Genomic DNA, 23,067 nt, shown 5'->3' with positions numbered 1-23,067 from the left:
TTTTCACTCCAATCCTTTTAATTGCCGCCTTCTTCTTTTGCGACTCCTTTTTCAAGTGCTTTCCATGACAGGGTTGCACATTTGATACGGGCAGGGAATTTTGAAACGCCTTGAAGGGCTTCAATATCCCCCAGATCTATAGAATCATCATACTCTTTCCCTTGCATCATATCCGAGAAAATCTTAGACATGGAAAGGGCTGTTTCAATATCTTTCCCTTTAATCGCCTGAGTCATCATCGAAGCGGATGCCATTGAAATGGAACAACCTTCCCCTTCAAATTTCGCATCTTCCACGATGTCTCCGTCAAGCTTCATTGTCAGTCTGATTCGGTCGCCGCACGTCGGATTGTTCATATCCACGACGATGCTGTCATTCAAAACCCCTTTGTTGCGCGGGTTTTTGTAATGATCCATAATCACCTGTCTGTACAATGTATCTAAATTTGCATTAAAAGACATTTGTAAAATACTCCTTTGTCTTTTGAAGAGCTTCCACAAGCTTATCAATCTCTTCCTCTGTATTATACAGATAAAAGCTTGCTCTTGCAGTAGCAGTTACATCCAGCCATTTCATCAGCGGCTGCGCGCAATGATGGCCGGCTCTGACAGCGATTCCCTCCGCATCAAGCACGGTTGCCACATCATGCGGATGAACATCATCAAGGTTAAATGTAACAAGCCCGGCACGCTCTTCTGGTCCGTAAACCGTCACGCCGTCAAGCTGACGGAAGCGTTCAAGCGCATAAGCTGCAAGCTTGTGCTCGTGGCGGGAAATCTCATCAAGACCGATTTCTTCGAGAAAATCAATGGCGGCACCGAGGCCGATTGCTCCTGCAATAATCGGCGTACCCGCTTCGAATTTCCACGGAAGCTCTTTCCAAGTTGATTCATAAAGCCCGACAAAGTCGATCATTTCACCGCCGAATTCAGCAGGCTCCATGTTTTCCAGCAGGGCTTTCTTTCCGTACAGCACACCAATACCGGTAGGGCCGCACATTTTGTGGGAAGAAAGCGCAAAGAAGTCGCAATCGAGATCCTGCACGTCAATTTTCATGTGAGGCGTGCTTTGTGCACCGTCCACCACAATAACAGCCCCATTGTCATGAGCGATTTTCGCCATTTCTTTAATCGGGTTGATCGTGCCGAGGACGTTAGATACATGAGACACTGCAACAATTTTTGTGTTGCTTGTGACCGTTTCTCTGACGTCTTCTAAAGAAATCGTTCCGTCTTCCTGCAGCGGAATATATTTTAATGTGGCGCCAGTCGCTTTTACAGCCTGCTGCCACGGAATGATATTCGCATGATGCTCCATATAGGTGATGACCACTTCATCACCCGGTTTCAAGTTGGCGCGCGCATAGCTTAACGCCACCATATTCAGTGATGTGGTCGTGCCTTTTGTGAAAATAATCTCAGCCATTGACTTCGCGTTAATAAACTTGCGGACTTTTTCACGCGCTCCTTCATAACCGTCTGTCGCTCTGGTTCCAAGTGTATGGACGCCCCGGTGAACATTGGAATTGTATTGGTTATAATACTTATCCAGTGTTTCAATGACAGCACGCGGCTTCTGGGAAGTCGCCGCGCTGTCGAGATAAACGAGATCATGTCCGTTCACTTGCTGATGAAGGATCGGGAACTGTTCACGAATATCTGTGATATTCATTACTTCACTTTCCTTTCGATAACAGAAACTAATTGTTTCTTAACGCCTTCAATCGGAAGTTCATTTACTACCGGTGCAAGGAATCCGTAGATGACTAAGCGTTCTGCTTCTTCTTTCGCAATACCGCGGCTCATCAGGTAGTAAAGCTGAATAGGGTCCACACGGCCGACAGATGCCGCATGTCCTGCAGTTACATCGTCTTCGTCAATTAAAAGAATAGGGTTTGCGTCTCCGCGTGCTTTTTCGCTGAGCATCAGCACACGTGATTCTTGCTCCGCATTCGCTTTAGAAGCGCCATGTTCGATTTTGCCGATCCCGTTAAAGATAGAAGAAGCGGAATCCTTCATTACACCGTGCTTCAAGATGTATCCTTCTGAAGCTTTACCAAAATGAATGATTTGTGTTGTAAAGTTTTCTGTTTGCTCTCCTCTTCCGACAACAACCGTTTTCGTATCGCCGTATGTGCCGTCACCGTAAAGGTTTGTTGTGTTTTCGGAAATCGTGTCGCCGTCGTTCATCAGGCCGAGAGCCCACTCGATTTTGCTGTCGCGTCCGCGCGCAGCACCTCGGCGGTTAACATATGTTGTCACACCGCTAGACAGGGTATCCACCGCACCGTATGTCACGCTGGCATTATCACCTGTGATGACCTCACTGATAATATTGAACACAGCGTCTTTAGGGTTTACAGTGCTGATGTAGTTTTCTACATATGTTACAGAGCTGTGGTCTTCAGCCACAATCAGCACGTGGTTGAATAGAGCTGTATCGTTGCTTTCGTGGACATAAACAGCCTGAACCGGCGTCTCCACCTGAACATTTTTCGGAACATAAAGGAATGCTCCTCCGTTAACAAGAGCTGCGTGAAGTGCAGTTAATTTATGCTCATCAACCTTCACGCCGTCCTTCATAAAGTATTTCTCCACCAAGTCGCTGTGCTCGCGTGCGGCAGTCAGAATATCAGTGAAGATGACGCCTTTGTCTTTCAATTCTTGTGAAAGAGAAAGGTATGCCGGTGTCTGGTCACGCTGTACGTATAATGTTTTATCTTCATTTTCAACATCAATCAGCGCTTTTACTTCATCAGTCAAATCTTCTAATGAAGAAAGCGGTTCGTTATCAACTGTATGCTTCGCGAAGTTCGTGAAGTTCCAGTTTGTGATTTTTGTTTTGTCAGGCTTCGGCATCGGCAGATCCTCAGCTTGTTCAAGAGCCTGTAAGCGCAGGTTTTTCAGCCAGGCAGGTTCTTGATGCTTTTCGGAAAAGCTTTTGAGATACTCCTGATCTACGGATAGTTTTGTACCTAGTGTCATATTAATCCCCCTAACGCTTACGCTTCTTGGCCTACAGTTTCGTCTTCAATGCCAAGTTCTTGTTTGATCCAGTCATAACCTTCTGCTTCAAGACGCTGTGCAAGTTCTGCACCGCCGGATTTTACAACGCGGCCTTGCATCATAACGTGAACAACATCCGGAGTGATGTAGTTTAACAGGCGCTGATAGTGAGTGATCATCAGGCAGCCGAAGTTTTCGCTGCGCATTTTGTTGATTCCTTTAGATACAACTTTCAGAGCATCAATATCAAGACCTGAGTCGATTTCATCAAGGATGGCGATTTTCGGTTCAATCATCATTAACTGAAGGATTTCATTGCGTTTTTTCTCCCCGCCTGAGAAGCCTTCGTTAAGGTAACGCTGAGCCATTTCAGGGTCCATTTCAAGGAACTCCATGTTTTCGTCCATTTTGCGGATGAATTTCATAAGAGAAATTTCATCGCCTTCTTCTCTGCGCGCATTGATTGCTGAACGAAGGAAGTCGGCATTTGTCACACCGCTGATTTCACTTGGGTACTGCATCGCAAGGAATAAACCTGCCTGCGCACGCTCGTCCACTTCCATCTCCAGTACATCTTTGCCGTCAAGCGTGATACTGCCTTTTGTTACTTCATATTTAGGATGCCCCATAATAGCAGCTGACAGAGTGGATTTACCAGTTCCGTTCGGTCCCATTACTGCGTGGAACTCTCCGCCTTTTATTTCAAGGTTTACACCCTTTAAGATCTCTTTCCCTTCGATTTCAACGTGAAGATCTTTGATCGTTAATGTTGAAGCAGCCATATCTATACCTCCAAAAATATATAATCATTATTCTCAATTTATTCTCATTCTAATTTTATAACAAATGAAAAGTAAATACAACTTTTTATCGTGCCTTGCACATTCCTCAAGTTTAACAAAGATCAGCACTTTATTAAAGCGATTGAAAAAGAAAAAGAGTGGATTCCCACCCTTTTTTAAAGATTATTTTCTCAATAAGCTCCCGCAGAAATCCGCTTGCTTTTTTCATAATCAAGCTCTCTCTGCCGCTCTACTTTCATTCTTGTTTCCAGCCGGCGTCCGTATTCCTCGTATCCAATTCCGTGAGACAGCTGCATCGCTTTTTCCATTTCTGACGTATAATCGAGGTCCAGTCTGTCCTGGCTGCTGCAAATAATGAATCAATCCCTTCATATATTTGCTTCTATTGTATCAGCGCTGAGATGGGTGCCGCAAAAAGGATATGGCTTGAAATAGCGGCAGATGAGACGAAAGCATCCTTTTAGATCAAATGAGAATGGTTTTTCGGAATATTCCTTCTCTTAATGCGTGGTGTTTCCGAATTCCTCTATGCACTGCTGGACGACTGTCACGCCTTGGCTGAGAGCCGCGCCGCCTCCAAATGCCGCTGCCACACTGACGGCTTCGAGAATGTTTTCTTCTGTCGCTCCCTCATCAAGACAGCCTTTTGTGTGATAGATCATGCAATATTCATCCTGGGCATTGATGGCGATTCCGAGGGCGATCAGCTGTTTTTCTCTTTCAGTCAGAGAATTGCCGGCAAAGCATTGTTCAGTAAACTCGTTAAACTTTCTTCCCATCAGCGGCATCTTTTGTTCAAATGTGCCTAAACCTAATTTATACTGTTTTAGCGCGTCCTGCATGCTTCCTCTGTCTTGATTCAAAGAAAATCCCTCCATCTGTTTAACATTCCTTTTTATTATGAACAGCTTTTAGGAAAATACCCGAAAAAAACCCCGGATTTCTCATCCGGGGTTTCAGTCTTATTCAGATACAGGAAGCACAGCTCCGTCGTATTTTTTGTCGATGAAGTCTTTGATCTCTTTAGAGTGAAGAACTTCCATCAGCGCTTTGATTTTTGCAGAATCTTCTTCGCCTTTTCTTACTGCGACGATGTTAGCGTATGGGTTGTTTTTCGTTGATTCTACTTCAATCGCGTCTTTTTTAGGATTTAATTTATTTTGGATCGCATAGTTTACATTGATGAAGACCGCGTCTCCTTCTTTGTTATCATATGCTTTTGCCGTTAATTCAGGCGCTACTTTTTTGAACTCAAGGTTTTTCGGGTTTTTCTTAATGTCTTTCAAAGTTGCGTCAACTGCTTCCACTTTAGAATCAAGTGTAATTAATCCTGCATTTTCAAGCATTGCAAGCATACGGCCTTGTTCAGCAACGTTGTTTGTCAGGATAATTGTCGCACCGTCTGGAAGGTCTTTTAATGATTTGTATTTTTTAGAGTAAATACCGAATGGCTCTAAGTGAACAGCACCGGCATTCACAAGTTTGTAATCTGTGTTTTCTTTCATTTCTTGCTCAAGGTAAGGAATGTGCTGGAAGTAGTTCGCATCCACTTCTTTATCAGATAAAGCTTTGTTGTACATCTTGTAATCACTAAGCACTTTCACTTTCAGCGTGTAGCCTTTTTCTTTCAGCAGTGGTTCAGCTTCTTTTAAAATTTCCGCATGCGGTGTTTTTGTTGCCGCAACGACAATTTCTTTCTTGCCGGATTCAGCGCCGTTATTCGAACCGCAGGCAGCCATAACTCCTGCAAATACAAGCAATAATGCACCCAAAAATAGCTTTTTCAATGTAAATCCTCCCTTATCGTTTGTCTATAATATTTGTTATGACATCACCGATGATTTGAATAATAAATACGATGATTAAAATAAACACAGTAGCAACGAAGGTAACATCAGTATTATTAGACTGATAGCCTTCTACGTACGCAAGGTTTCCAAGGCCTCCTGAACCGATGGCACCGGCAATTGCCGTTGAGCCGATCAATGCGATGGCCGTAACCGTAATACCAGAAATCAGAGCCGGCATCGACTCCGGAAGCAGCACTTTGAAAATAATTGTAGACGTTTTAGCGCCCATTGATTTAGCAGCTTCAATAACACCCTTATCCACCTCGCGAAGCGCGATTTCAGCAAGACGCGCGTAAAACGGTGCAGAGCCGATAACCAAGGCCGGCAATGCGGCATTTGGCCCTAAGATGGTGCCGACTAAAAACTTCGTAAACCCTAGCAGTAAAATAATTAAAATGAGGAACGGAATCGATCTGAATATGTTGACAATGGCCGCAATTACAGAGTTGACCGCTTTATTCTGCCAAAGGCTCCCTTTGCTTGTCAGGAAGAGCAGCAAACCGAGGATCACCCCGATGACAAAGGCAAACAGTAAAGAGATCAGCGTCATATAAAGTGTTTCATATGTCGCGTTCCACAATTCAGTTAAATCAACGTTCGGGAAGTATTTTTCAAACATTCGTGATCACCTCTGCTTTCACCTGTTTGTCATTAATAAACCGGATCACGTTTTGTACTTCTTCCTCGTCTCCGTCAATGTGGATGAACAGTGAACCGTACGCCCCATCCTTCGTCTGCGAGATTTTCCCTTGCAGAATATTGACACTGATATTAAAGTTTCTGATCATCTCTGTAATCAGAGGCTGTTCAGCTGAATCGCCGACAAATGTGAGCTGAACCGTTTTTCCTGATGCTGTTTCATTAAGAAGGTGCTGAAGCGTTTCTTTCGTTTCTTCCGGTTCTGTCACCTGCTGAACAAATCGTTTTGTCATTTCTTCCTTCGGATTTTTGAAGACATCGAGAACTTCGCCTTCTTCAACAACCTTTCCGTTTTCCATGACAGCGACTCTGTTGCAGATTTTGCGGATCACATGCATTTCGTGTGTGATCAGCACAATCGTCAAACCGAGTCTTTCATTAATATCGGACAACAAATCCAAAATTGAATCTGTCGTTTGCGGATCTAATGCTGATGTCGCTTCATCACAAAGGAGAACCTTCGGATTGTTTGCAAGCGCTCTGGCGATTCCGACACGCTGCTTTTGCCCGCCGCTCAGCTGAGACGGGTAAGATTTTTCTTTTCCTTCTAAACCTACCAGTTTAATCAGTTCATTGGCGCGCTTGATCCGCTCGCTCTTTTTCACCCCGGCAATTTCTAAAGGAAACATGATATTATCTCTGACGGTCCGCGACCAAAGCAAATTGAAATGCTGGAAAATCATACTGATTTCATGGCGTGCTTTTCTTAAACCGCGTCCATTTACTTCATTAATCTTGGTTCCCGCCACTTCCACGGTTCCTGAGGTTGGTTTCTCAAGGCCGTTCAGCAGACGGATTAAGGAACTTTTACCAGCTCCGCTATATCCTATAATTCCAAAAATCTCACCTTTTTTAATGGAAAGCGAGACATTTTGGACAGCATTGACATCTCCATGTTTCGACTTATAAACTTTTGAAACATTTTGAAGATTGATCAAAGCAATCACCTGCCTTAACACTATTCTAAGAAATCTTCCGGGTTTTTTTGCAAAAGAAAAGCCTTTCTGCACACTTGAGCAGAAAGGCTTATATAAAAATGCCTTTCTCTCATCTTTCAAAGCTGAACGCTTCGTGTGAATTGGCACCATTTCAACAGCGTTGATGGTTGCCGGGCTTCATAGGGCACTTCCCTCCACCTCTCTTGATAAGAGAAATATATAGTCTTTTTCGTCCGGAAATTCTTAATGTAGAATAGCATGGCGAATGATTAAATGTCAATAAAATAAATAATGTCAACTTTTACTATTATAATAATTTCCTATTTTTTAATTTTTCAAAATCCTCTGAAAAAATCCATTTGTCAGCCAGAGAATGGCTTCTAGTTTTAACAGGGCTCTGAATGACCCCTTCACTTTTAGGCTTCCGCTCTGGATCAGGTGCTGAAGGGAAATGTCTCCGTGCAATAAATGAATGATTTCTGCTTGGTTTCCGTAAAAGGTCAGGTTGGACGTTTGGGGCGGAGAAATTTTTTTCATTTCTCCCTGTTCGTTTATTGAGACGGTTAAGGCTTCTGTTTCTCCTTGGAAGGTAATGAGCAATGTTGAAGCGTTCAAAAGGGGTTTTAAAAACAGATGCTGATACTCATCTTCTAAAACTTCCGCTTTCTCCATATGTACAACCTCCTATTTGTTGGTCATACATACACATTTCTCTTTCTGGCGCAAGAACCCCTTTATAAAACGAACGACAATTTCATTGAAATGTGCTGAGAAATATGTCATAAATGGGACGCGGAAGATGATTTTTGTTTGATCAGCTCATATAAATAAGAAACGGAATGAAACGCATATCCCCTTTCGACCACTTTTCCGCCTTTAAACAGCAGAAAACAAGGGACACTTTCAATTTGATGCGCTTTTGCGAATGTCGGAGAGTAATTGACATTGTTTTTATAGAAGGCGACATCGGGCAGCATTTCTTTCACGACTGTCAGCATTTTGCTTGCAAGCTGGCAGGTGCCGCAAAACGGAGTATATAAATATAGGAGATACACATCATCAGCAATGTGCTCAAGCTCGTGTTCTTGGAGTTCTTTCATGCTATACACCTCGGGACTTTCTTTCAAGAAAAATAGTATGCACATTCAAATTCGCGCGCAGCAATACAGCGGCGACATGGTGTCTGGGCGCAGCCGCCACTTCCTTATAGGCTCTGTCGATATGCAAATGGCAGGCTTCGTTAAATTCTCTTTTCAGCTGTTTTCTCAATTTCTCGCCTGAATCATCAGCATCAACTAATATGTAGACGTCTTTATCATAAAGCTCGTCAGCCAATTCCTCAAGCTTCAGCTGGCTGATTGTTCCGTTTGTGCAGATAATGCGCACTGGTTCATTCAGGACGCTTTCGATTTTCTCTTTATCTGATTTCCCTTCGACAATCATAACCTTTTCCAGCTCTTCCATCTTCATCTTCTTCACCTGCCGCGTCAAATTTGAAACGTTCAGATTGTAAAAGAAGGCAGTGAAATTCACCGCCAACATTAACACCAGCCGTTTTCGTAGTCACAATCCACATATTTTTCATCGTTTTCCGAGACCACATCGGCTGTCTTATAAAATTTCTCATTTTCAAAGGAATAACCGGATTTTAGCTCATATTCATCCATGCTTGTCATTTGGCCGATCATCTCATTATCATGATATAACGAGAGCCGGCCATTTTGAAAGCGGCCTGTCACATCATTGGTAACATCGAGCTTTTGTTTGCTGAAAGCCATATTGGACACCTCCCATAACGTTAGCGTGTCCAATTGCCTTTACAGCTATCCTGTTTTAGTCTTCTTGTGTCATCTCTTCGTATTGCTCTGCTGTCATCAGTTTTTCAATTTCAGAAGCGTCAGACGGCTCAACGACGATCATCCATGCTTTTTCGTACGGAGATTCGTTAACGAATTCCGGACTGTCATCAAGATCTTCGTTTACTTCTACAACAGTTCCGTTAATCGGTGCATAAAGCTCAGATACCGTTTTAACGGATTCAACACTGCCGAATGGCTCGTCCGCTTTGATTTCAGCGCCAACTTCAGGAAGTTCGACAAACACGATGTCGCCTAGCTCGGACTGGGCAAAATGCGTAATCCCGATTCTGGCTTTTTCTCCTTCAACTTTTACCCACTCGTGTTCTCCTGAGTAACGCAAATCTTTAGGTATGCTCAATTGAATCCCTCCATTTTTTACAGCACTACAATAAGAAGATACCACACTTTTCGAAAAAAATTTACATTAAGCCCAGTTTTCTTCAAATTGCTCTTCTTTAAAACCGACTGTCACTTTTTCGCCGTCTGTTGTAAGCGGGCGTTTGATCAGCATTCCGTCTGAAGCCAGCAGTTCAAGCTGTTCATCCTCCGACATATGATAAAGCTTTTCCTTGAGATTCAGCTCGCGGTATTTCATGCCGCTCGTGTTGAAAAATTTCTTGAGATCCAGCCCGCTTTTTTCATAAATCGCTTTTAGTTCTTCTTTGCTTGGAGGCTGCTCTGCAATATGTATTTCGTTTATTTCTTTCCCATGCTCTTCAAGCCATTTCTTTGCTTTGCGGCACGTTCCGCATTTAGGGTACCAGTAAAAAGTTAACGACATCTTCTTCCCCCTCAATAAAATAATCGAGGTTATTTTAACACAATTTGTTTTAAAAACCTAAAACGGTGCTTCTTAAAAAAAGCTCCGCACATGCGGAGCTCTTGGGCAATCAGACAATATATTTTTCAGCTTCAAAAATGCCCGCTGCCGCTTCGCGCTTTTTCTGAATGACGTTTTTAGGCGTTACGCGCGTCAGCTTGCGCAGAGCGGAAAGCATCATGCGAAGTGAATCTCCTTCTTCCATTGCGATAAGGGACTCCTTCGCGTGCGCTTCAATTTCGTTAAAGGCTTCCTGAACGAAAATTTCCGTATACAGCACCTTTTGCGCTGCTTTTTCTGCGCCTTGTGCGGCAATGGCCTTTTCCGTTCTGAGCACAGCTGATTCCATTGCGTACACATTGCTGACGATATCCGCGACGTTTACGAGAATTTCTTGTTCGCGATCGATGGCTTTTCCGTATTTTTGCGCAGCGAGGCCGGCGGCGAATAGCGCGATTTTTTTGGCTTGCTTGACGATATATTTCTCCTGCTCTAAAACGCCGCTGCCAGGCTCTTCAGGCATAAGCATCATGAGTTCTTCCTGCAGTGATTGTGCTTTTTCAAATAGAGGGAGCTCGCCTTTGAGCGCTTTTTTCAGGAAGGTGCTTGGCACGATCAACCGGTTGATTTCGTTTGTGCCTTCAAAAATCCGATTGATCCTTGAATCCCTATAGGCTCTTTCTACTTCGTACTCCTGCATAAAACCGTAGCCTCCATGAATCTGCACACCTTCATCAACGATATAATCAAGCGTTTCAGAGCCGAATACCTTATTCAGAGAGCATTCGATGGCATATTCAGCAATTGACTTGGCAATTTGCCGTCCGTCCTTGAGATCTTCGGCCGTAAACTGGCTCATATTGTCTTCAAACAGCCCGACGGTTCTGTACACAGAGCTTTCCATCGCGTACAGCCTCGATGCCATTGTCGCCATTTTTTCCTGTGTCAGCGAAAATGCTGCAATCGGCGTTTTAAATTGGCGGCGCTGATTTGCGTATGCCGCAGAGAGCTCGATTACCCGCTTAGACGCGCCAATTGTGCCAACCGCCAGCTTGTAGCGGCCGATATTTAAAATATTAAAGGCGATGATATGCCCTTTGCCGATTTCTCCAAGCAGGTTTTCTTTTGGGACTTCAGCTTGATCCAGAATGAGGGTTCTTGTCGATGATCCTTTAATCCCCATTTTCTTTTCTTCCGGACCCGTGGATACTCCCGGGAAATCTTTTTCTACAATAAAGGCCGAGAACTTTTCGCCGTCCACCTTAGCGTAAACGACAAATACATCAGCAAAGGCAGAGTTGGTAATCCACTGTTTTTCCCCGGTTAATACGTAATGGGTTCCCGCTTCATTCAGCACGGCTGTTGTTTTTGCTCCAAGCGCATCAGAGCCAGAGCCCGGCTCAGTCAATGCATAAGCCGCGATCTTTTCGCCTGAAGCGAGCCCGGGCAAATATTTTTTCTTTTGTTCTTCTGATCCGAAAAAGACGATCGGCAAGGAACCGATGCCGACATGCGCCCCATAAGAAAGCGAAAAGCTTCCCGCACGCGAAAATTTTTCAGTGATGAGTGCCGAGCTGATTTTATCAAGGCCGAGTCCTCCGTATTCCTCCGGCACATCGGCGCCAAGCAGTCCCAGTTCGCCCGCTTTCTTCAACAGCCTGACGGAATGCTCGAACTGATGGTTTTCGATATCATCTATATGAGGGAGAACATCTTGCTCAATGTAATCCTCTGTTGTTTTCGCAATCATTTTATGCTCGTCAGTGAAATCCTCCGGTGTATACATTTGGTCGTATGTGACATCCTCGATTAAGAAACCGCCGCCTTTTTGTACTTCAGCCGCTTTTTTTGCCATTTGTTTTTCCCCCTTTAGCATAATTCAAATACACCGGCCGCTCCCATCCCGCCGCCGATACACATTGTGACGACTCCAAATTGCTCGTTTCTCCGTTTCATTTCATGAATCAATGAGAGTGTAAGCTTTGTACCCGTACAGCCAAGCGGGTGTCCGAGTGCGATTGCGCCCCCGTTGACATTCACTTTTTCTTCATCAATTCCCAGCTCTCTGATGACTTGAATGGCCTGTGATGCAAAAGCTTCGTTCAGTTCAAACAAGCCGATGTCCTGCAGCTGAAGCCCGGCAAGTTTTAAGGCACGCGGAATGGCTTCCACCGGACCGATGCCCATCACTTCCGGCGGTACGCCGCCTACGGCAAAGGAGCGGAATTTTACAAGCGGGGCTAAGCCCAGCGCATCAGCCTTTTCCCGGTCCATCAGCATGACAGCCGCCGCTCCGTCACTCGTCTGCGAGGAGTTGCCCGCAGTAACCGTTCCGTCTACGGAAAAAGCCGGACGCAATGTCGCTAAGATGTCGGCTGTCGTTTGCGGGCGAACGCCTTCATCTTGAGAAAACACAAACTGTTTTTCCTGCGGCTTATGGTTGTCTCCGATTTCTGTCACCGTCACTTCGACGGGTACAATCTCATCTTTAAATTTTCCCTCTGCAAGGGCTTTGGCCGCGTTCTGGTGGCTGCGAACAGCAAACGCATCCTGATCCTCGCGGGAGACGCCGTATTTTTTCGCGACCTGCTCGGCTGTGTGGCCCATGCTCATGTAATATTCCGGCGCCTTTTCTGCCAATGCGAGGTTCGGACGGGTCACATGCCCCATCATCGGAACCTGCGACATGGATTCTGCTCCGCCCGCGATCGCTGTATCGTAGGCGCCGAGCATAATCTTTTCTGCCGCATATGCGATGGACTGAAGACCTGAAGAGCAGTAGCGATTGACTGTAATCGCCGGGACCGTGTACGGCAGGCCAGCGAGCGCGCCGATATTTCTCGCCATATTAAGCCCCTGTTCTGCTTCAGGTGTCGCACAGCCGATAATCAAGTCGTCAATATTGCCTTCGTAGCCGCCTGCCCGTTTCAGTGTTTCTTTTACGCAAATCGCTCCCAAATCATCCGGGCGAACGGTGGCCAGCGATCCTTTTTTTGCTTTCCCAACCGGTGTTCTTGCACCTGACACAATGACTGCCTCTTTCATAAGCTCCCTCCTAATTCCGTAAAGGTTTACCTTTCACAAGCATATGCTGCATTCTCGCTTGAGATTTCGCCTCTCCAGCCAAACTCAAAAACGCCTCTCTCTCGATCTCCAATAAATACTCTTCATCAACCTCAGTACCGAACGGCACTTTTCCGCCGGCAATGACATAAGCGAGTTTTTTCGCGATCTTGAAATCATGCTCAGATATATAGCCGGACAGTTTCATTTGCTCGGCGCCAAGCAAGAGTGCCGCATAACCGGTTTCTCCCGCCACCTTGACCTTTTTCTTTACTGGCGGCCGCCAGCCGGTGTCGTATAAAGATGCGGCAAGCTGCTTTGCATCATACAGCAGGTGGTCCTGATTTATACTGATGTGATCTGTTTCTGTTAAGATGTTCATCTCTCGAGCCTCTTGGGCGGAAGCGGACACTTTCGCCATCGCAATCGTTTCAAATGTTTTCATTGCCGCATTCATCGGATCAAGACCGCGGTGAAGATGGTTGATGTACAGCTCTTTGTTTCCTCCTCCGCCAGGGATGAGGCCGACACCGGATTCCACAAGTCCCATATAGGCTTCGCTTGCTGCTTGAATGCGCGCCGCCGGCAGGCACACTTCCGTTCCTCCGCCGAGCGTCATGCCAAATGGAGCGGCGACAACCGGTTTCGCACTGTATTTGATCTTCATCATCGTCTCCTGGAAACGGCGTATCACGAAATCAACTTCCAAATAGTTGTCATCTTGGACTTCCATTAGGATCATGCCAAGATTCGCACCGACGCAGAAATTTTTTCCTTGATTCCCGATGACAAGACCTTTGTAGTTCCGCTCTGTTTCCTCTAACGCTTTGTTGATTATTTGTATGATATCGAGGCCGATCGCATTGCTTTTCGAATGAAATTCAAGAAGGACCACATCATCTCCAAGATCGATCAGGCTTGCTCCGCTGTTTTTCGCAATCACGCCGTTTGTTTCCTTGAGCGCTTGTAAATGAATCCGTTTTTTGTTTTCTTTCACGGCTCTGTATTCGCCGCGGTCATAATAAAATATCGTTCCGTTCTCTTTGATGTAGAAGGTTTCATTTCCTTTGTCCAGCATGTCTTTGATCCAGCCAGGCACATCTGCTCCAAGCTGTTCAAGCTTTTCCGCCGATCGCTTGAGGCCTATGGCATCCCACATTTCAAATGGGCCCAGCTCCCAGCCAAAACCCCACTTCATGGCTTGGTCAATCGCATGAATATCATCAGCAATTTCCCCAAGCAGTTCGGCTGAGTAAAGCAAGGTTTGAGAAGTGATATTCCACAGCAGCCTGCCTGCTCTGTCATCCGAGTAAATAAGCGCTTTCATTTTGGCTTTTGTCCCTTTTGCCTGTTTTGCTGCTTCAAGTGAGGCTGTTTTCATTTTTGTCCGCTCGCCGTAAGTAAGCGTCACTGGATCAAGCTCATAAATCGTTTTTCCTTCTTTTTTATAAAAGCCTTGGCCGGCCTTGCTTCCGATCCACCCTTTCTGCAGCATATCGTTCATGAAGCCTGGCAGGCGGAACACTTCTTTCTCGTCACCATCCGCTTTGTCATACACATTTCGAGCGACGTGGGCGAATGTATCGAGCCCGACAACATCAAGCGTTCTGAAGGTCGCGCTTTTCGGTCTTCCGATCAGCGGGCCTGTGATTGAATCAACCTCCCCGACCTGATAGCCGCCTTTCAGCATTTCTTGGACTGTAACGAGAAGCCCGTACGTTCCGATGCGGTTTGCGATAAAGTTCGGTGTGTCCTTTGCTGTGACGACGCCTTTACCGAGGACATTTTCACCAAAGGATGCCATAAACGTTAAAATAGCAGGGTCCGTTTCCTTAATCGGAATGATCTCCAGCAGCTTTAAATAGCGGGCGGGATTAAAAAAGTGTGTTCCGAGAAAATGAGCTTTAAAATCATCCGATCTGCCTTCTGCCATTTTCTGCACTGATATGCCGGATGTGTTGCTTGAAACAATGCTTCCAGGCTTTCGATGTTCATCCACAAGAGCGAAAATTTGCTTTTTGACCTCTAGGTTTTCGACAACAACCTCAATAATCCAATCTGCTTCTTTCAGCTTTGCTGCATCATCCTCCAGATTACCTGGAGTGATATAGGAGGTATTTTTCGCTGATGTGAGGGGAGCCGGCTTTTGTTTCAGCAGTTTTTTCACCGCCTGCCGGCTCAGCCTGCTGCGCACCTCCGGACTGTCCTTCGTCAGCCCCCTTTTTTCCTCTTCCTTTGTCAAATCGTTCGGCACAATATCTAGCAGCAGGACAGGAATTCCGATGTTAGCCAAATGCGCTGCAATCCCGGAACCCATTACCCCCGATCCTAAAACGGCTGCCTTCCGAATGTGTTTGTGCATGAGACATCCCCCTTGAACATTGAATGAATAGTCATTCATTTTTTGACCAAAAAAAATGAAACCCGTTTCTTCTTTCATCTTAAAAGATTTCCGGTTCGACTTCAATAGCTAATTTGTTATTTTTTGAATGAAGCGTATAAAAGACGGGCAACTTAAGCCCGGAGGTGAAGGGAATGGTGCGAGAGAAAAAAAATCCGTCTTCAGCGGCAGTCAGCGCGGCTAGCGTAAAGGGAGACGCCGGTCCGACCCAGCATTACGGCGGCGGAAAACGGACAAGTCAAAATCAGCAGTATAAAAAACATAACATGGAACAATCATGACGCAGCTGCTTCTCGCGGCTGCTTTCACTTTTTCAAGATTCCTTTTAACACAAACGCTGCATTGGCGGGCCGTTCGGCAATTCTTCTCATAAAGTAGCTGAACCAGTCCGTTCCATATGGGACATACACACGCATTCTGTACCCTTCTTTGGCAAGTTCCTTCTGCCGCTCCGGCCTGATGCCGTACAGCATTTGAAACTCAAATTGTGACGCTGGGATATGATGTTCAGCAACGAGCTGTTTCGTAAACGCAATGATATCATCGTCATGTGTGGCGACAGCCGTGTAGTTCCCGCTTAACAGCTGCAGCTTTATTAAGCTTTGAAAATGAAGGTCTGTTCCTTTTTTGTCAGGAAACGCTACAGCCGCAGATTCTTTATAAGCGCCTTTCACGAGCCTGAGAATTGGCTTTAGATCGCGCATATGTCTGATATCTTCTGCCGCCCGGTACAGATATGCCTGAATCACCGTGCCGAGCATCTCAAATTCCTGTTTGCATTGCCTGTAGATGGCAAGTGTCTGTTCATAATGAGAATAGTCTTCCATATCAATAGTCACAGCAACGCCATATTGCTTCGCAGCAGATAGAATAGCACGCAAATGAGAAAGGGCAAGTTCTTCTGAAAGATCGAGCCCGATTGATGTCAGCTTTAATGAAAGTTCTGAGTCCAGTTGGTGTTCAGCAATGGCTTGAATGGCTTTTTTGCATTCCCCTGCGACTTGATTCGCTTCTTTTTCCGAAGCGGCATACTCGCCTAAATAATCGATTGTTGCGCACAATCCGGATCTGTTTAGTCTTTTGACGGTCTTAACCGCCGATTCAATTGTATCCCCTGCGACAAACCTTCGTGCTCCAAGCCGCGTTCCGTATGCTTTTGCGAACTTGGTAAGTGTTTTATTTTTTGATAAGAATAAAAACATATGTCTCAACATCCCGATTCCCTCCTGCCGTCATCTTCAAAACACCTGTATATAACTCCCAGACTGAAGGAAACTATAAATGAACAGAAATCAAAGGAGGATCACAATGGACAATCAGCAGCAATCTCAAATGCCGCCTTCCGTTATTTCGACAAAGGATCATTTGTATCTGAATGACATGCTGAACTGGAATTTGCTCGCGATGAAAAAAGCACATTTCATGGCGCAGCAGTGCCAGGATCAATCATTAAAACAAGAATTCGACCGCGTCGGACACATGCATCATGATCACTATCAAAGAATATTAAAGCATCTGCAGCCAGGCCAGCAGCAGTCCGGCTACATCCAATAAGGAGGCGCCAGAATGAATCAGCAAAATCAGAAAATCAGCAACCCTCAGACACCTATACCGACAACTTCGGAGATGAATGACAGAGATTTCGTCAACGAACTGCTGACAACAGAAAAATACATGACAACAGCTTATTGCACAGCCTTGCACGAATTCAGCCACGAGTCTCTTTATCAGGATATTCAATCCATTTTTGATGAGTCACAAAAAGCGCAAAGAAAACTGTATGACCTCATGTTCCAATATGGATGGTATTCTGTTGAAGCGGAGGATGCCCAGAAGCTGCAGCAGTCCTATCAAAAGTTCCAGCAGACCATTCAGCAGCAGTCTCCATACCAGCAATAACACTATCAGTAAAAGGGATACGATGTTCTTTCGGACATCTATCCTTTTTTTGTGTAAAATAAGTTGACTTTTCATTTACGCTTATTTATATTTAATAAGCATTAACTATTTTGTTATCAAAATATATATACAGTGTATGTAACAGAGGGGAAATGAATATGAAGAGTGCGGATCAGTTAATGTCCGATATTCAATTATCGCTTCAGGCGCTCTTTCAAAAGATACAGCCTGAAATGCTGGAAAGCATGGAGAAACAAGGTGTCACTCCAGCGCAGCTGTTTGTGCTGGCCAGCTTAAAGAAACACGGCAGCCTCAAAATTTCTGAAATTGCCGAGCGTATGGAGGTCAAGCCAAGCGCGGTGACGTTAATGGCAGATCGCCTTGAACAAAAAAATCTCATCGCCAGAACACACAACACAAAAGACAGACGAGTGATAGATATCAGTCTTACTGATGAAGGAGACAGAAAGTTCGAGGAGGTTTTGGCAGGCAGAAAGGCCATTATGGCACGGTACCTTTCCTTCTTGACAGAGGAGGAAATGCTTCAGGCGGCCCATATTACAAAAAAGCTCGCACAGGCTGCAGCGGAAACTGATGAAAAGCAAAATATGAAAGAAGGAAACGGATGAAATGAGTAATGAAGGCAAACAATCAAAACGGACGTTATTAATAACAGGCTTAATTATTGCCATGTTTTTTTCAGCTCTTGACGGTACCATTGTCGGAACGGCCATGCCGAAAATTGTCGGTGATCTCGGCGGTTTGAGCATGATGACCTGGCTGACAACTGCATATTTGTTAACATCAACAACCATCGTTCCAATTGCCGGTAAACTGGCCGATTTATTGGGACGCCGCATTGTCTATGTATCAGGTTTGATTATTTTTATGGCAGCTTCTGCTTTGTGCGGAATGGCCAATAATATGACAGAATTGATTATCTTCCGTGGACTTCAAGGAATCGGCGGAGGCATCATGATGCCGATGGCTATGATTGTTATCGGTGACTTGTTCACAGGAAAACAGCGTGCTAAATTCCAAGGGGTCTTTGGCGCAATTTACGGGCTTGCTTCAGTGATTGGGCCGCAAATCGGCGGCTGGATTGTAGACTCGCTAAACTGGAAATGGGTTTTCTATATTAACCTTCCAGTCGGAATTATTGCGGTTATTTTTATTGCCAGAGGATTGCAGGGCCGCCAGCAGACTGGTCCGATCAACTTCGATATCGCTGGTATTTTCACGATGATTGTCGGAGTTGTCAGCCTTCTTCTCGCCCTAAGCTTTGGCGGGAAAGATTACGCGTGGGATTCATGGCAGATTCTTGGTTTATTCGCACTCGCGCTAATCGGCATTGTCAGCTTTATTATCGTAGAATCAAAAGCAAAAGAGCCAATCCTGCCAATGTATCTATTTAAAAACAGAACGTTTACATTTTTAAACCTGATCGGCTTTTTTATGAGTATCGGAATGTTTGGTGCAATTACGTTTGTTCCTTTCTTTATGCAGGGAATTGTCGGTGTAAGCGCGTCTGAATCAGGCACGATTATGACACCGATGATGATCTCTATGATTATTACAAGTATTATCGGCGGCCAGCTTGTTTACAAAATTGGCATTAAACCGCAAATCATTACAGGCATGCTGGTTATGGCCGGAGGATTCCTTCTGTTAACAACTTTGGATCTTGATACGAGCAAGCTTGTCGCTACATCGTATATGGCGATTATTGGTCTGGGAATGGGTCTGGTTATGCCGATTCTGACACTGGCTTTACAGGAAAGCTTTTCGAAGGAAGAGCTTGGGGTTGTCACCTCATCCAGCCAATTCTTCCGTTCTATCGGAGGAACATTTGGTATTACCATGCTGGGAGCCGTTATGAATGCGAGATCCGGAAGTTTATTAACTGATAAACTGGTGCCATATTTAGACTCACTTCCGGCACAGGCAAGCTCATTTGCCGCCCAGCTAAAGGGTATGATTGATACAAATCCGCAAGGGCTGCTGCAATCACTGTTCAGCCCGGACGCAATCAAACAAATCCCTGCGGCTTTCTCATCCCATATTATGCCGATTTTAAAAACATCGTTGATGGATTCGCTCCACAGCGTGTTTTATACAGGCCTAATCTTTATCGCAGTCGGAGCCGTATTTACATTGTTCTTAAAACCTATCAAGCTATCGAATAAGAAAACGGGAGAACAAGTAAAGGAGAAAGCGGCACAAGCCGTTGAATCACCTTCCCATTAATAGAAAACCCCGCGGGTACCAATCCGCGGGGTTTTTTTATTGTATCATCTGAGCCCTTCCGTTTCCGAAAGACCAATCCTCATCCTGATTTCCGGCCAGCATGATAAACACATCTTCTTTTCTTACACCAAGCTCGGAATGAATCCCACTTGCGATTGAGCGGTAAAGCGCTTTTTTCTGTACAGTTGTTCTTGAATGCTTCAACGTAAAATGAATGTATATCAGTTCATCAGTACGCTCAACCTGCAGATAAGACGGATCATAAAAAAATTCGCTTTTCTCATATTGCCTGATGACTTGAAAATAGTCATCTTCCGGCACATTGATTTCTTCGATCATCGATTGGTGGATGGTTCTGCTTAGTTTTTGAAGCCACGCTTCGCTTCTCCCCGCCCGCAAATGAATTTGTACAAATGGCATCCCCGCATCTCCTCTCTTTACAGCGTCTGTCCGCTGTCAATTGTGATGATTTGGCCTGTGAGTGATTCCTGTTCAACAAGCGAACAGATCAATTTGGCGACCTCTTCCGGTTCAGCAATACGCTGTAACAGCAAAGAGCCGATCATGCTTTTCATTTTATCTTCCCGGCCAGCCCACCATCTCGTTGCGACAGCTCCCGGTGCTACACCGCTCACTCTGATTTCGGGCGCTAAGGCGTGGGCCAATGATTTCGTTAAACCGTGCACCGCCGATTTTGACACTGCGTAAGGCATAGATGAGCCCGCCCCGGTTAAACCTGCGATACTGCCGACATTTACGATCGCTCCAGCCTTGCTTTTTTTCATAAACGGAACAACGGCCCGCGCGCAGAAAAACATCCCTTTCACATTGACAGCGTACAGCTCATCCCAGATGTCTTCTGTCGCAGCTTCTAGATCATCCATTGGAATATGCCGCGTAATGCTGGCGTTGTTGACTAAAACATCAATCGTGCCGTGTGTTTTCACAATCGATTGAACCATGTCCTGCACTTCGCTGTTTTTGGATACATCCGCTTGGATGGCGAAGGCTTGCCCGCCTTCTTTTTTAATCATTTCCACGGTTTCCTCCGCTTCGGATTGCGAGCGTGAATAATTCACCGCAACAACCGCTCCGCGTTTTGCCAATTCCATGCTGGCAGCTCTTCCGATTCCTGTGCCGCCCCCTGTTACGAGAGCTATTTTGTTGATTACATTCATTGCCGCCACTCCTTGTTGTTAATTAAATGATCTTGCTGTTTCCATTGTAATCCAGATTGGATGTTACGTATAATGATTGTTAAAGATACTTGATATCACTCAGATTGATATCAAATGAACGGAGGAATTCAAAATGGAAAGCGGAGATTTACGTGTGTTTCAAATGGTAGCCCGTGAAGGCACAATTACGAAAGCCGCCCTGCAGCTTGGCTATGTGCAATCGAATGTCACAGCAAGAATTCAACAATTGGAAGCTGAGCTTGGCACCATTCTGTTTTTGCGCCATAATCGCGGCATGACACTTTCTGCAAGCGGAAAACTGCTGCTGGACTACGCAAATAAAATTATCGGCCTGCTGGATGAAGCGTCTAAAGCGCTCTCATCCTCCGTCGAACCAAGCGGGCCGCTTATGATCGGCTCTACTCAGACAACCGCCGCGGTAAGGCTTCCGAAGCTTCTAGCTGCTTATTATGAAGAGCATCCAAACGTACAGCTATCTTTAACAACAGGGCATACACAATTTCTCATTGATAAAGTTCTTCGTTATGAATTGGATGGCGCGTTTATCGGATGCGAATGCAATCATCCTGAGCTCAAATCCTATCCTGCATTTGAGGAAGAACCAGTGGTTGTTTCGGCTGCTTCTGTTTCCAATGCAGAGGAAGCCATCACAAAGCCGATTCTCGTTTACAGCACAGGCTGTTCGTATCGAGAGACACTTGAAAAATGGCTGCGCTCTGTCGGCGTCACACAGCCGGTCATTATGGAATTTGGCACGCTTGAAGCGATTATCGGCGGGGTTACAGCAGGTCTTGGCATTTCTTTGCTGCCGAGAACGGTTGTGCAGAAACACGAGGCTGAAGGGTCGATTCGATTGTACCCGCTGCCTGAAGCCCTCAGACAGATGAAAACAGAATTTATTGTTCGAAAAGATTCGTTTATCAGCAGCGCGTTGCGGACCTTTATGGATTCCTTTGCGCCTGATAAAACGGCAGCATCACAAAAAAGCAGTCTGCTCTGATTGGCAGACTGCTTTTTCAGCTATTGTTTGTTTCGATGCGCTTCATTTAATTCCTTAATATGCTGAATGATATCTTTAATGCCCTGCTTTGCATCAGGATATGTCGCATTCCAATGCTTAGCGAGCGGAGGCATGCTTTTGGCTATATGCGTGTACAAAATCCATTGCTTCACTTCTTCTTTTAGCTCATTGTTTGATTCACCAAGCAGAAGCTCAGTATATTTCTCCAGCAATCCATCTAACTGCTCCTGAAGTTTTTGTTCCATTTTCCATCTTCCTTTCGAAAAAAACAGCAAGGAGCTTTCTCAGGGTGAAAGCTCCTTCCGCTGGCGTTATTTATCCATGTGATGTGAAAGCCGCTTCCTGGACAATGCATCTGCCCTTGCCATGAGGGATGCAAAGAGGCGTTCCAAACAGCGGGTCCTGTGTGACCTGACAGTTCATAGAAAACACATTTTGCACAAGATCACAAGTAATGACCTCTTCAGGACGGCCTTCAGCATAAATACGTTTATCTTTTATAGCCACGAGATGATGCGCATAGCGGCACGCCAAGTTTAAGTCATGGAGAACCATAACAATCGTCCGCTCTTCCTTTTCATTCAGCTCAAACAGCAAATCAAGAATTTCTATTTGGTGCGTCATGTCTAAATACGTCGTCGGCTCGTCTAAAAGGATGATATCCGTTTCCTGCGCAAGCGTCATCGCGATCCAAGCCCGCTGGCGCTGTCCTCCTGACAAAGAATCGACGGCGCGGTCAGCCATGTCCTCAAGCTTTGTTGCTTTAAGCGCTCTCTCAACTGCTGCCTCATCCTCTTTTGACCACTGTTTCAGCCAGTTTTGGTAAGGATATCTTCCTTGTTTGACCAGCTGATGCACTGTCAGCCCCTCTGGAGCCGAAGGACCTTGCGGCAGGATGGCGAGCTCTTTTGCGACTTCCTTCGTCGGAAGCTTGGCAATCGCTCTTCCTTCCAGCAGCACTGAACCGCCTCTCGGCTTCATCAGACGCGCTAATGAACGTAAAAGTGTCGATTTTCCGCAGCCATTGCTGCCAATAAATACGGTGATTTCACCTTTTGGAATTGTTAAATTCAACTCATCGATAATAACGGCATCCCCGTATCCTAAGCTCAGCGTTTCTGTAGAAATTGCACTCATACCCATAACCGCTCCTTTTTGCTGGCTTTTTAGCAGCACTATGTATTGCACGTTTTCTATATACATGCGTTTTAAGTCAATTGTCATCAATGCAAGTTGATTCGATATTCAGCCATTTGATATGGT

General features: G+C 45.2%; 28 protein-coding genes, 1 pseudogene and 1 riboswitch. Of the genes and pseudogenes, 6 read left to right on the top strand and 23 right to left on the bottom strand.

Annotated features, from left to right (window positions below; translation table 11 throughout):
* Positions 1-17: 17 nt before the first annotated feature.
* From sufU to CVV77_RS18535, 18 genes are all read right to left on the bottom strand, one after another.
* On the bottom strand, positions 18-461 hold the full coding sequence (sufU, locus tag CVV77_RS18625; RefSeq protein ID WP_003222809.1) for a Fe-S cluster assembly sulfur transfer protein SufU: 444 nt from the start codon (positions 459-461) through the stop codon (positions 18-20).
* Entirely contained in the window at positions 451-1,671 is a 1,221-nt protein-coding gene (sufS, locus tag CVV77_RS18620) for a cysteine desulfurase SufS (protein WP_003240852.1), read from the bottom strand. Before sufS ends, sufU begins: the two co-directional genes overlap by 11 nt.
* Positions 1,671-2,984, bottom strand: coding sequence for a Fe-S cluster assembly protein SufD (gene sufD, locus CVV77_RS18615; RefSeq protein WP_003240850.1), 1,314 nt, complete (start codon positions 2,982-2,984; stop codon positions 1,671-1,673). The genes sufS and sufD overlap by 1 nt, the downstream gene beginning before the upstream one ends.
* Positions 2,985-3,001: 17 nt before the next feature.
* On the bottom strand, positions 3,002-3,787 hold the full coding sequence (sufC, locus tag CVV77_RS18610) for a Fe-S cluster assembly ATPase SufC (protein ID WP_003151872.1): 786 nt from the start codon (positions 3,785-3,787) through the stop codon (positions 3,002-3,004).
* A gap of 191 nt (positions 3,788-3,978) precedes the next feature.
* On the bottom strand, positions 3,979-4,116 hold the full coding sequence (locus tag CVV77_RS18600) for a YuzK family famiily protein (protein WP_003228600.1): 138 nt from the start codon (positions 4,114-4,116) through the stop codon (positions 3,979-3,981).
* 192 nt (positions 4,117-4,308) lie between these two features.
* Positions 4,309-4,686, bottom strand: coding sequence for a carboxymuconolactone decarboxylase family protein (locus CVV77_RS18595; protein WP_003222796.1), 378 nt, complete (start codon positions 4,684-4,686; stop codon positions 4,309-4,311).
* An 84-nt stretch (positions 4,687-4,770) separates the two neighbouring features.
* The gene (metQ, locus tag CVV77_RS18590; RefSeq protein ID WP_003240839.1) at positions 4,771-5,595 is read right to left on the bottom strand and encodes a methionine ABC transporter substrate-binding lipoprotein MetQ; all 825 of its coding nucleotides are present in this window, start codon (positions 5,593-5,595) and stop codon (positions 4,771-4,773) included.
* Positions 5,596-5,608: 13 nt separating this feature from the next.
* Positions 5,609-6,277, bottom strand: a complete 669-nt coding sequence (gene metP, locus CVV77_RS18585) for a methionine ABC transporter permease MetP (protein ID WP_003240837.1) — start codon at positions 6,275-6,277, stop codon at positions 5,609-5,611.
* Complete coding sequence (gene metN / locus CVV77_RS18580; RefSeq protein ID WP_100276310.1) at positions 6,270-7,295, bottom strand: methionine ABC transporter ATP-binding protein MetN; 1,026 nt, start codon at positions 7,293-7,295, stop codon at positions 6,270-6,272. The genes metP and metN overlap by 8 nt, the downstream gene beginning before the upstream one ends.
* Positions 7,296-7,401: 106 nt before the next feature.
* A riboswitch (SAM riboswitch) is annotated at positions 7,402-7,508 on the bottom strand.
* 114 nt (positions 7,509-7,622) lie between these two features.
* The gene (locus CVV77_RS18575; protein WP_064816394.1) at positions 7,623-7,967 is read right to left on the bottom strand and encodes an SCP2 sterol-binding domain-containing protein; all 345 of its coding nucleotides are present in this window, start codon (positions 7,965-7,967) and stop codon (positions 7,623-7,625) included.
* A 107-nt stretch (positions 7,968-8,074) separates the two neighbouring features.
* Positions 8,075-8,395: a thioredoxin family protein gene (locus CVV77_RS18570; protein WP_100276178.1), complete on the bottom strand. Its 321-nt coding sequence runs from the start codon at positions 8,393-8,395 to the stop codon at positions 8,075-8,077.
* A gap of 1 nt (position 8,396) precedes the next feature.
* Positions 8,397-8,759 (bottom strand): toprim domain-containing protein, encoded by a 363-nt coding sequence (locus CVV77_RS18565; protein ID WP_181280852.1) that lies wholly within the window; start codon positions 8,757-8,759, stop codon positions 8,397-8,399.
* 77 nt (positions 8,760-8,836) lie between these two features.
* Positions 8,837-9,073 carry a YusG family protein gene (locus tag CVV77_RS18560; protein ID WP_084993298.1) on the bottom strand — a complete coding sequence of 79 codons (237 nt, stop codon included), beginning with the start codon at positions 9,071-9,073 and terminating at the stop codon, positions 8,837-8,839.
* A gap of 55 nt (positions 9,074-9,128) precedes the next feature.
* Positions 9,129-9,512 (bottom strand): glycine cleavage system protein GcvH, encoded by a 384-nt coding sequence (gene gcvH / locus CVV77_RS18555; RefSeq protein WP_003222781.1) that lies wholly within the window; start codon positions 9,510-9,512, stop codon positions 9,129-9,131.
* A 66-nt stretch (positions 9,513-9,578) separates the two neighbouring features.
* Positions 9,579-9,935 (bottom strand): arsenate reductase family protein, encoded by a 357-nt coding sequence (locus CVV77_RS18550; protein WP_003240824.1) that lies wholly within the window; start codon positions 9,933-9,935, stop codon positions 9,579-9,581.
* A 109-nt stretch (positions 9,936-10,044) separates the two neighbouring features.
* Positions 10,045-11,829: an acyl-CoA dehydrogenase FadE gene (gene fadE / locus CVV77_RS18545; protein ID WP_100276176.1), complete on the bottom strand. Its 1,785-nt coding sequence runs from the start codon at positions 11,827-11,829 to the stop codon at positions 10,045-10,047.
* A 14-nt stretch (positions 11,830-11,843) separates the two neighbouring features.
* Positions 11,844-13,019 (bottom strand): acetyl-CoA C-acetyltransferase, encoded by a 1,176-nt coding sequence (locus CVV77_RS18540; protein WP_003240821.1) that lies wholly within the window; start codon positions 13,017-13,019, stop codon positions 11,844-11,846.
* Between the two features lie 10 nt (positions 13,020-13,029).
* Entirely contained in the window at positions 13,030-15,399 is a 2,370-nt protein-coding gene (locus CVV77_RS18535) for a 3-hydroxyacyl-CoA dehydrogenase/enoyl-CoA hydratase family protein (protein WP_142397328.1), read from the bottom strand.
* A 173-nt stretch (positions 15,400-15,572) separates the two neighbouring features.
* On the opposite strand from CVV77_RS18535, the gene CVV77_RS18530 reads away from it, so the two are divergent.
* Positions 15,573-15,719, top strand: coding sequence for a YuzL family protein (locus CVV77_RS18530; protein ID WP_003240817.1), 147 nt, complete (start codon positions 15,573-15,575; stop codon positions 15,717-15,719).
* 24 nt (positions 15,720-15,743) lie between these two features.
* Here the strand turns inward: CVV77_RS18530 and CVV77_RS18525 are convergent, their stop codons facing one another.
* Entirely contained in the window at positions 15,744-16,652 is a 909-nt protein-coding gene (locus CVV77_RS18525) for a proline dehydrogenase family protein (RefSeq protein ID WP_019259419.1), read from the bottom strand.
* Positions 16,653-16,746: 94 nt separating this feature from the next.
* Here CVV77_RS18525 and CVV77_RS18520 point away from each other — a divergent pair, with 94 nt between their 5' ends.
* From CVV77_RS18520 to mdtP, 4 genes are all read left to right on the top strand, one after another.
* Positions 16,747-16,992, top strand: coding sequence for a hypothetical protein (locus tag CVV77_RS18520; protein ID WP_084993306.1), 246 nt, complete (start codon positions 16,747-16,749; stop codon positions 16,990-16,992).
* 12 nt (positions 16,993-17,004) lie between these two features.
* The gene (locus CVV77_RS18515) at positions 17,005-17,337 is read left to right on the top strand and encodes a spore coat protein (protein ID WP_100276174.1); all 333 of its coding nucleotides are present in this window, start codon (positions 17,005-17,007) and stop codon (positions 17,335-17,337) included.
* Positions 17,338-17,495: 158 nt separating this feature from the next.
* Positions 17,496-17,966, top strand: a complete 471-nt coding sequence (mdtR, locus tag CVV77_RS18510) for a MarR family transcriptional regulator MdtR (protein ID WP_060399445.1) — start codon at positions 17,496-17,498, stop codon at positions 17,964-17,966.
* Between the two features lies 1 nt (position 17,967).
* Positions 17,968-19,584: a multidrug efflux MFS transporter MdtP gene (gene mdtP, locus CVV77_RS18505; protein ID WP_003240811.1), complete on the top strand. Its 1,617-nt coding sequence runs from the start codon at positions 17,968-17,970 to the stop codon at positions 19,582-19,584.
* A 36-nt stretch (positions 19,585-19,620) separates the two neighbouring features.
* On the opposite strand, the gene CVV77_RS18500 is transcribed toward mdtP, so the two are convergent.
* Positions 19,621-20,004 carry a tautomerase family protein gene (locus tag CVV77_RS18500; protein ID WP_100276173.1) on the bottom strand — a complete coding sequence of 128 codons (384 nt, stop codon included), beginning with the start codon at positions 20,002-20,004 and terminating at the stop codon, positions 19,621-19,623.
* A gap of 17 nt (positions 20,005-20,021) precedes the next feature.
* Complete coding sequence (locus CVV77_RS18495) at positions 20,022-20,762, bottom strand: SDR family NAD(P)-dependent oxidoreductase (RefSeq protein ID WP_100276172.1); 741 nt, start codon at positions 20,760-20,762, stop codon at positions 20,022-20,024.
* Positions 20,763-20,895: 133 nt separating this feature from the next.
* On the opposite strand from CVV77_RS18495, the gene CVV77_RS18490 reads away from it, so the two are divergent.
* Complete coding sequence (locus tag CVV77_RS18490) at positions 20,896-21,783, top strand: LysR family transcriptional regulator (RefSeq protein ID WP_100276171.1); 888 nt, start codon at positions 20,896-20,898, stop codon at positions 21,781-21,783.
* Positions 21,784-21,803: 20 nt separating this feature from the next.
* On the opposite strand, the pseudogene CVV77_RS18485 reads toward CVV77_RS18490, so the two are convergent.
* Together CVV77_RS18485 and CVV77_RS18480 are read right to left on the bottom strand one after the other, a co-directional pair.
* A pseudogene (locus CVV77_RS18485) lies at positions 21,804-22,092 on the bottom strand (YusU family protein).
* A 27-nt stretch (positions 22,093-22,119) separates the two neighbouring features.
* Positions 22,120-22,947, bottom strand: coding sequence for an ABC transporter ATP-binding protein (locus CVV77_RS18480; RefSeq protein ID WP_075749192.1), 828 nt, complete (start codon positions 22,945-22,947; stop codon positions 22,120-22,122).
* Positions 22,948-23,067: the final 120 nt, after the last annotated feature.

It is taken from the genome of Bacillus sp. SN1, assembly GCF_002796895.1.
GTDB lineage: Bacteria > Bacillota > Bacilli > Bacillales > Bacillaceae > Bacillus > Bacillus inaquosorum.
Note: the sequence above shows the minus strand (reverse complement) of the source record. Positions and strands in the feature narration are given on the sequence as shown.

What these genes read in the sequence shown, in the direction of transcription:
- sufD (WP_003240850.1), bottom strand. Translation starts at nt 2,984, where the DNA reads ATGACACTAGGTACAAAACTATCCGTAGATCAGGAGTATCTCAAAAGC.
- metP (WP_003240837.1), bottom strand. Translation starts at nt 6,277, where the DNA reads ATGTTTGAAAAATACTTCCCGAACGTTGATTTAACTGAATTGTGGAAC.
- CVV77_RS18520 (WP_084993306.1), top strand. Translation starts at nt 16,747, where the DNA reads ATGGACAATCAGCAGCAATCTCAAATGCCGCCTTCCGTTATTTCGACA.
- CVV77_RS18515 (WP_100276174.1), top strand. Translation starts at nt 17,005, where the DNA reads ATGAATCAGCAAAATCAGAAAATCAGCAACCCTCAGACACCTATACCG.
- sufU (WP_003222809.1), bottom strand. Translation starts at nt 461, where the DNA reads ATGTCTTTTAATGCAAATTTAGATACATTGTACAGACAGGTGATTATG.
- mdtP (WP_003240811.1), top strand. Translation starts at nt 17,968, where the DNA reads ATGAGTAATGAAGGCAAACAATCAAAACGGACGTTATTAATAACAGGC.
- CVV77_RS18570 (WP_100276178.1), bottom strand. Translation starts at nt 8,395, where the DNA reads ATGAAAGAACTCCAAGAACACGAGCTTGAGCACATTGCTGATGATGTG.
- sufC (WP_003151872.1), bottom strand. Translation starts at nt 3,787, where the DNA reads ATGGCTGCTTCAACATTAACGATCAAAGATCTTCACGTTGAAATCGAA.
- CVV77_RS18560 (WP_084993298.1), bottom strand. Translation starts at nt 9,073, where the DNA reads ATGGCTTTCAGCAAACAAAAGCTCGATGTTACCAATGATGTGACAGGC.
- mdtR (WP_060399445.1), top strand. Translation starts at nt 17,496, where the DNA reads ATGAAGAGTGCGGATCAGTTAATGTCCGATATTCAATTATCGCTTCAG.
- CVV77_RS18525 (WP_019259419.1), bottom strand. Translation starts at nt 16,652, where the DNA reads ATGTTGAGACATATGTTTTTATTCTTATCAAAAAATAAAACACTTACC.
- CVV77_RS18600 (WP_003228600.1), bottom strand. Translation starts at nt 4,116, where the DNA reads ATGGAAAAAGCGATGCAGCTGTCTCACGGAATTGGATACGAGGAATAC.
- CVV77_RS18575 (WP_064816394.1), bottom strand. Translation starts at nt 7,967, where the DNA reads ATGGAGAAAGCGGAAGTTTTAGAAGATGAGTATCAGCATCTGTTTTTA.
- CVV77_RS18535 (WP_142397328.1), bottom strand. Translation starts at nt 15,399, where the DNA reads ATGCACAAACACATTCGGAAGGCAGCCGTTTTAGGATCGGGGGTAATG.
- fadE (WP_100276176.1), bottom strand. Translation starts at nt 11,829, where the DNA reads ATGGCAAAAAAAGCGGCTGAAGTACAAAAAGGCGGCGGTTTCTTAATC.
- CVV77_RS18550 (WP_003240824.1), bottom strand. Translation starts at nt 9,935, where the DNA reads ATGTCGTTAACTTTTTACTGGTACCCTAAATGCGGAACGTGCCGCAAA.
- CVV77_RS18500 (WP_100276173.1), bottom strand. Translation starts at nt 20,004, where the DNA reads ATGCCATTTGTACAAATTCATTTGCGGGCGGGGAGAAGCGAAGCGTGG.
- sufS (WP_003240852.1), bottom strand. Translation starts at nt 1,671, where the DNA reads ATGAATATCACAGATATTCGTGAACAGTTCCCGATCCTTCATCAGCAA.
- CVV77_RS18480 (WP_075749192.1), bottom strand. Translation starts at nt 22,947, where the DNA reads ATGGGTATGAGTGCAATTTCTACAGAAACGCTGAGCTTAGGATACGGG.
- CVV77_RS18565 (WP_181280852.1), bottom strand. Translation starts at nt 8,759, where the DNA reads ATGGAAGAGCTGGAAAAGGTTATGATTGTCGAAGGGAAATCAGATAAA.
- CVV77_RS18495 (WP_100276172.1), bottom strand. Translation starts at nt 20,762, where the DNA reads ATGAATGTAATCAACAAAATAGCTCTCGTAACAGGGGGCGGCACAGGA.
- CVV77_RS18540 (WP_003240821.1), bottom strand. Translation starts at nt 13,019, where the DNA reads ATGAAAGAGGCAGTCATTGTGTCAGGTGCAAGAACACCGGTTGGGAAA.
- CVV77_RS18490 (WP_100276171.1), top strand. Translation starts at nt 20,896, where the DNA reads ATGGAAAGCGGAGATTTACGTGTGTTTCAAATGGTAGCCCGTGAAGGC.
- CVV77_RS18530 (WP_003240817.1), top strand. Translation starts at nt 15,573, where the DNA reads ATGGTGCGAGAGAAAAAAAATCCGTCTTCAGCGGCAGTCAGCGCGGCT.
- CVV77_RS18595 (WP_003222796.1), bottom strand. Translation starts at nt 4,686, where the DNA reads ATGGAGGGATTTTCTTTGAATCAAGACAGAGGAAGCATGCAGGACGCG.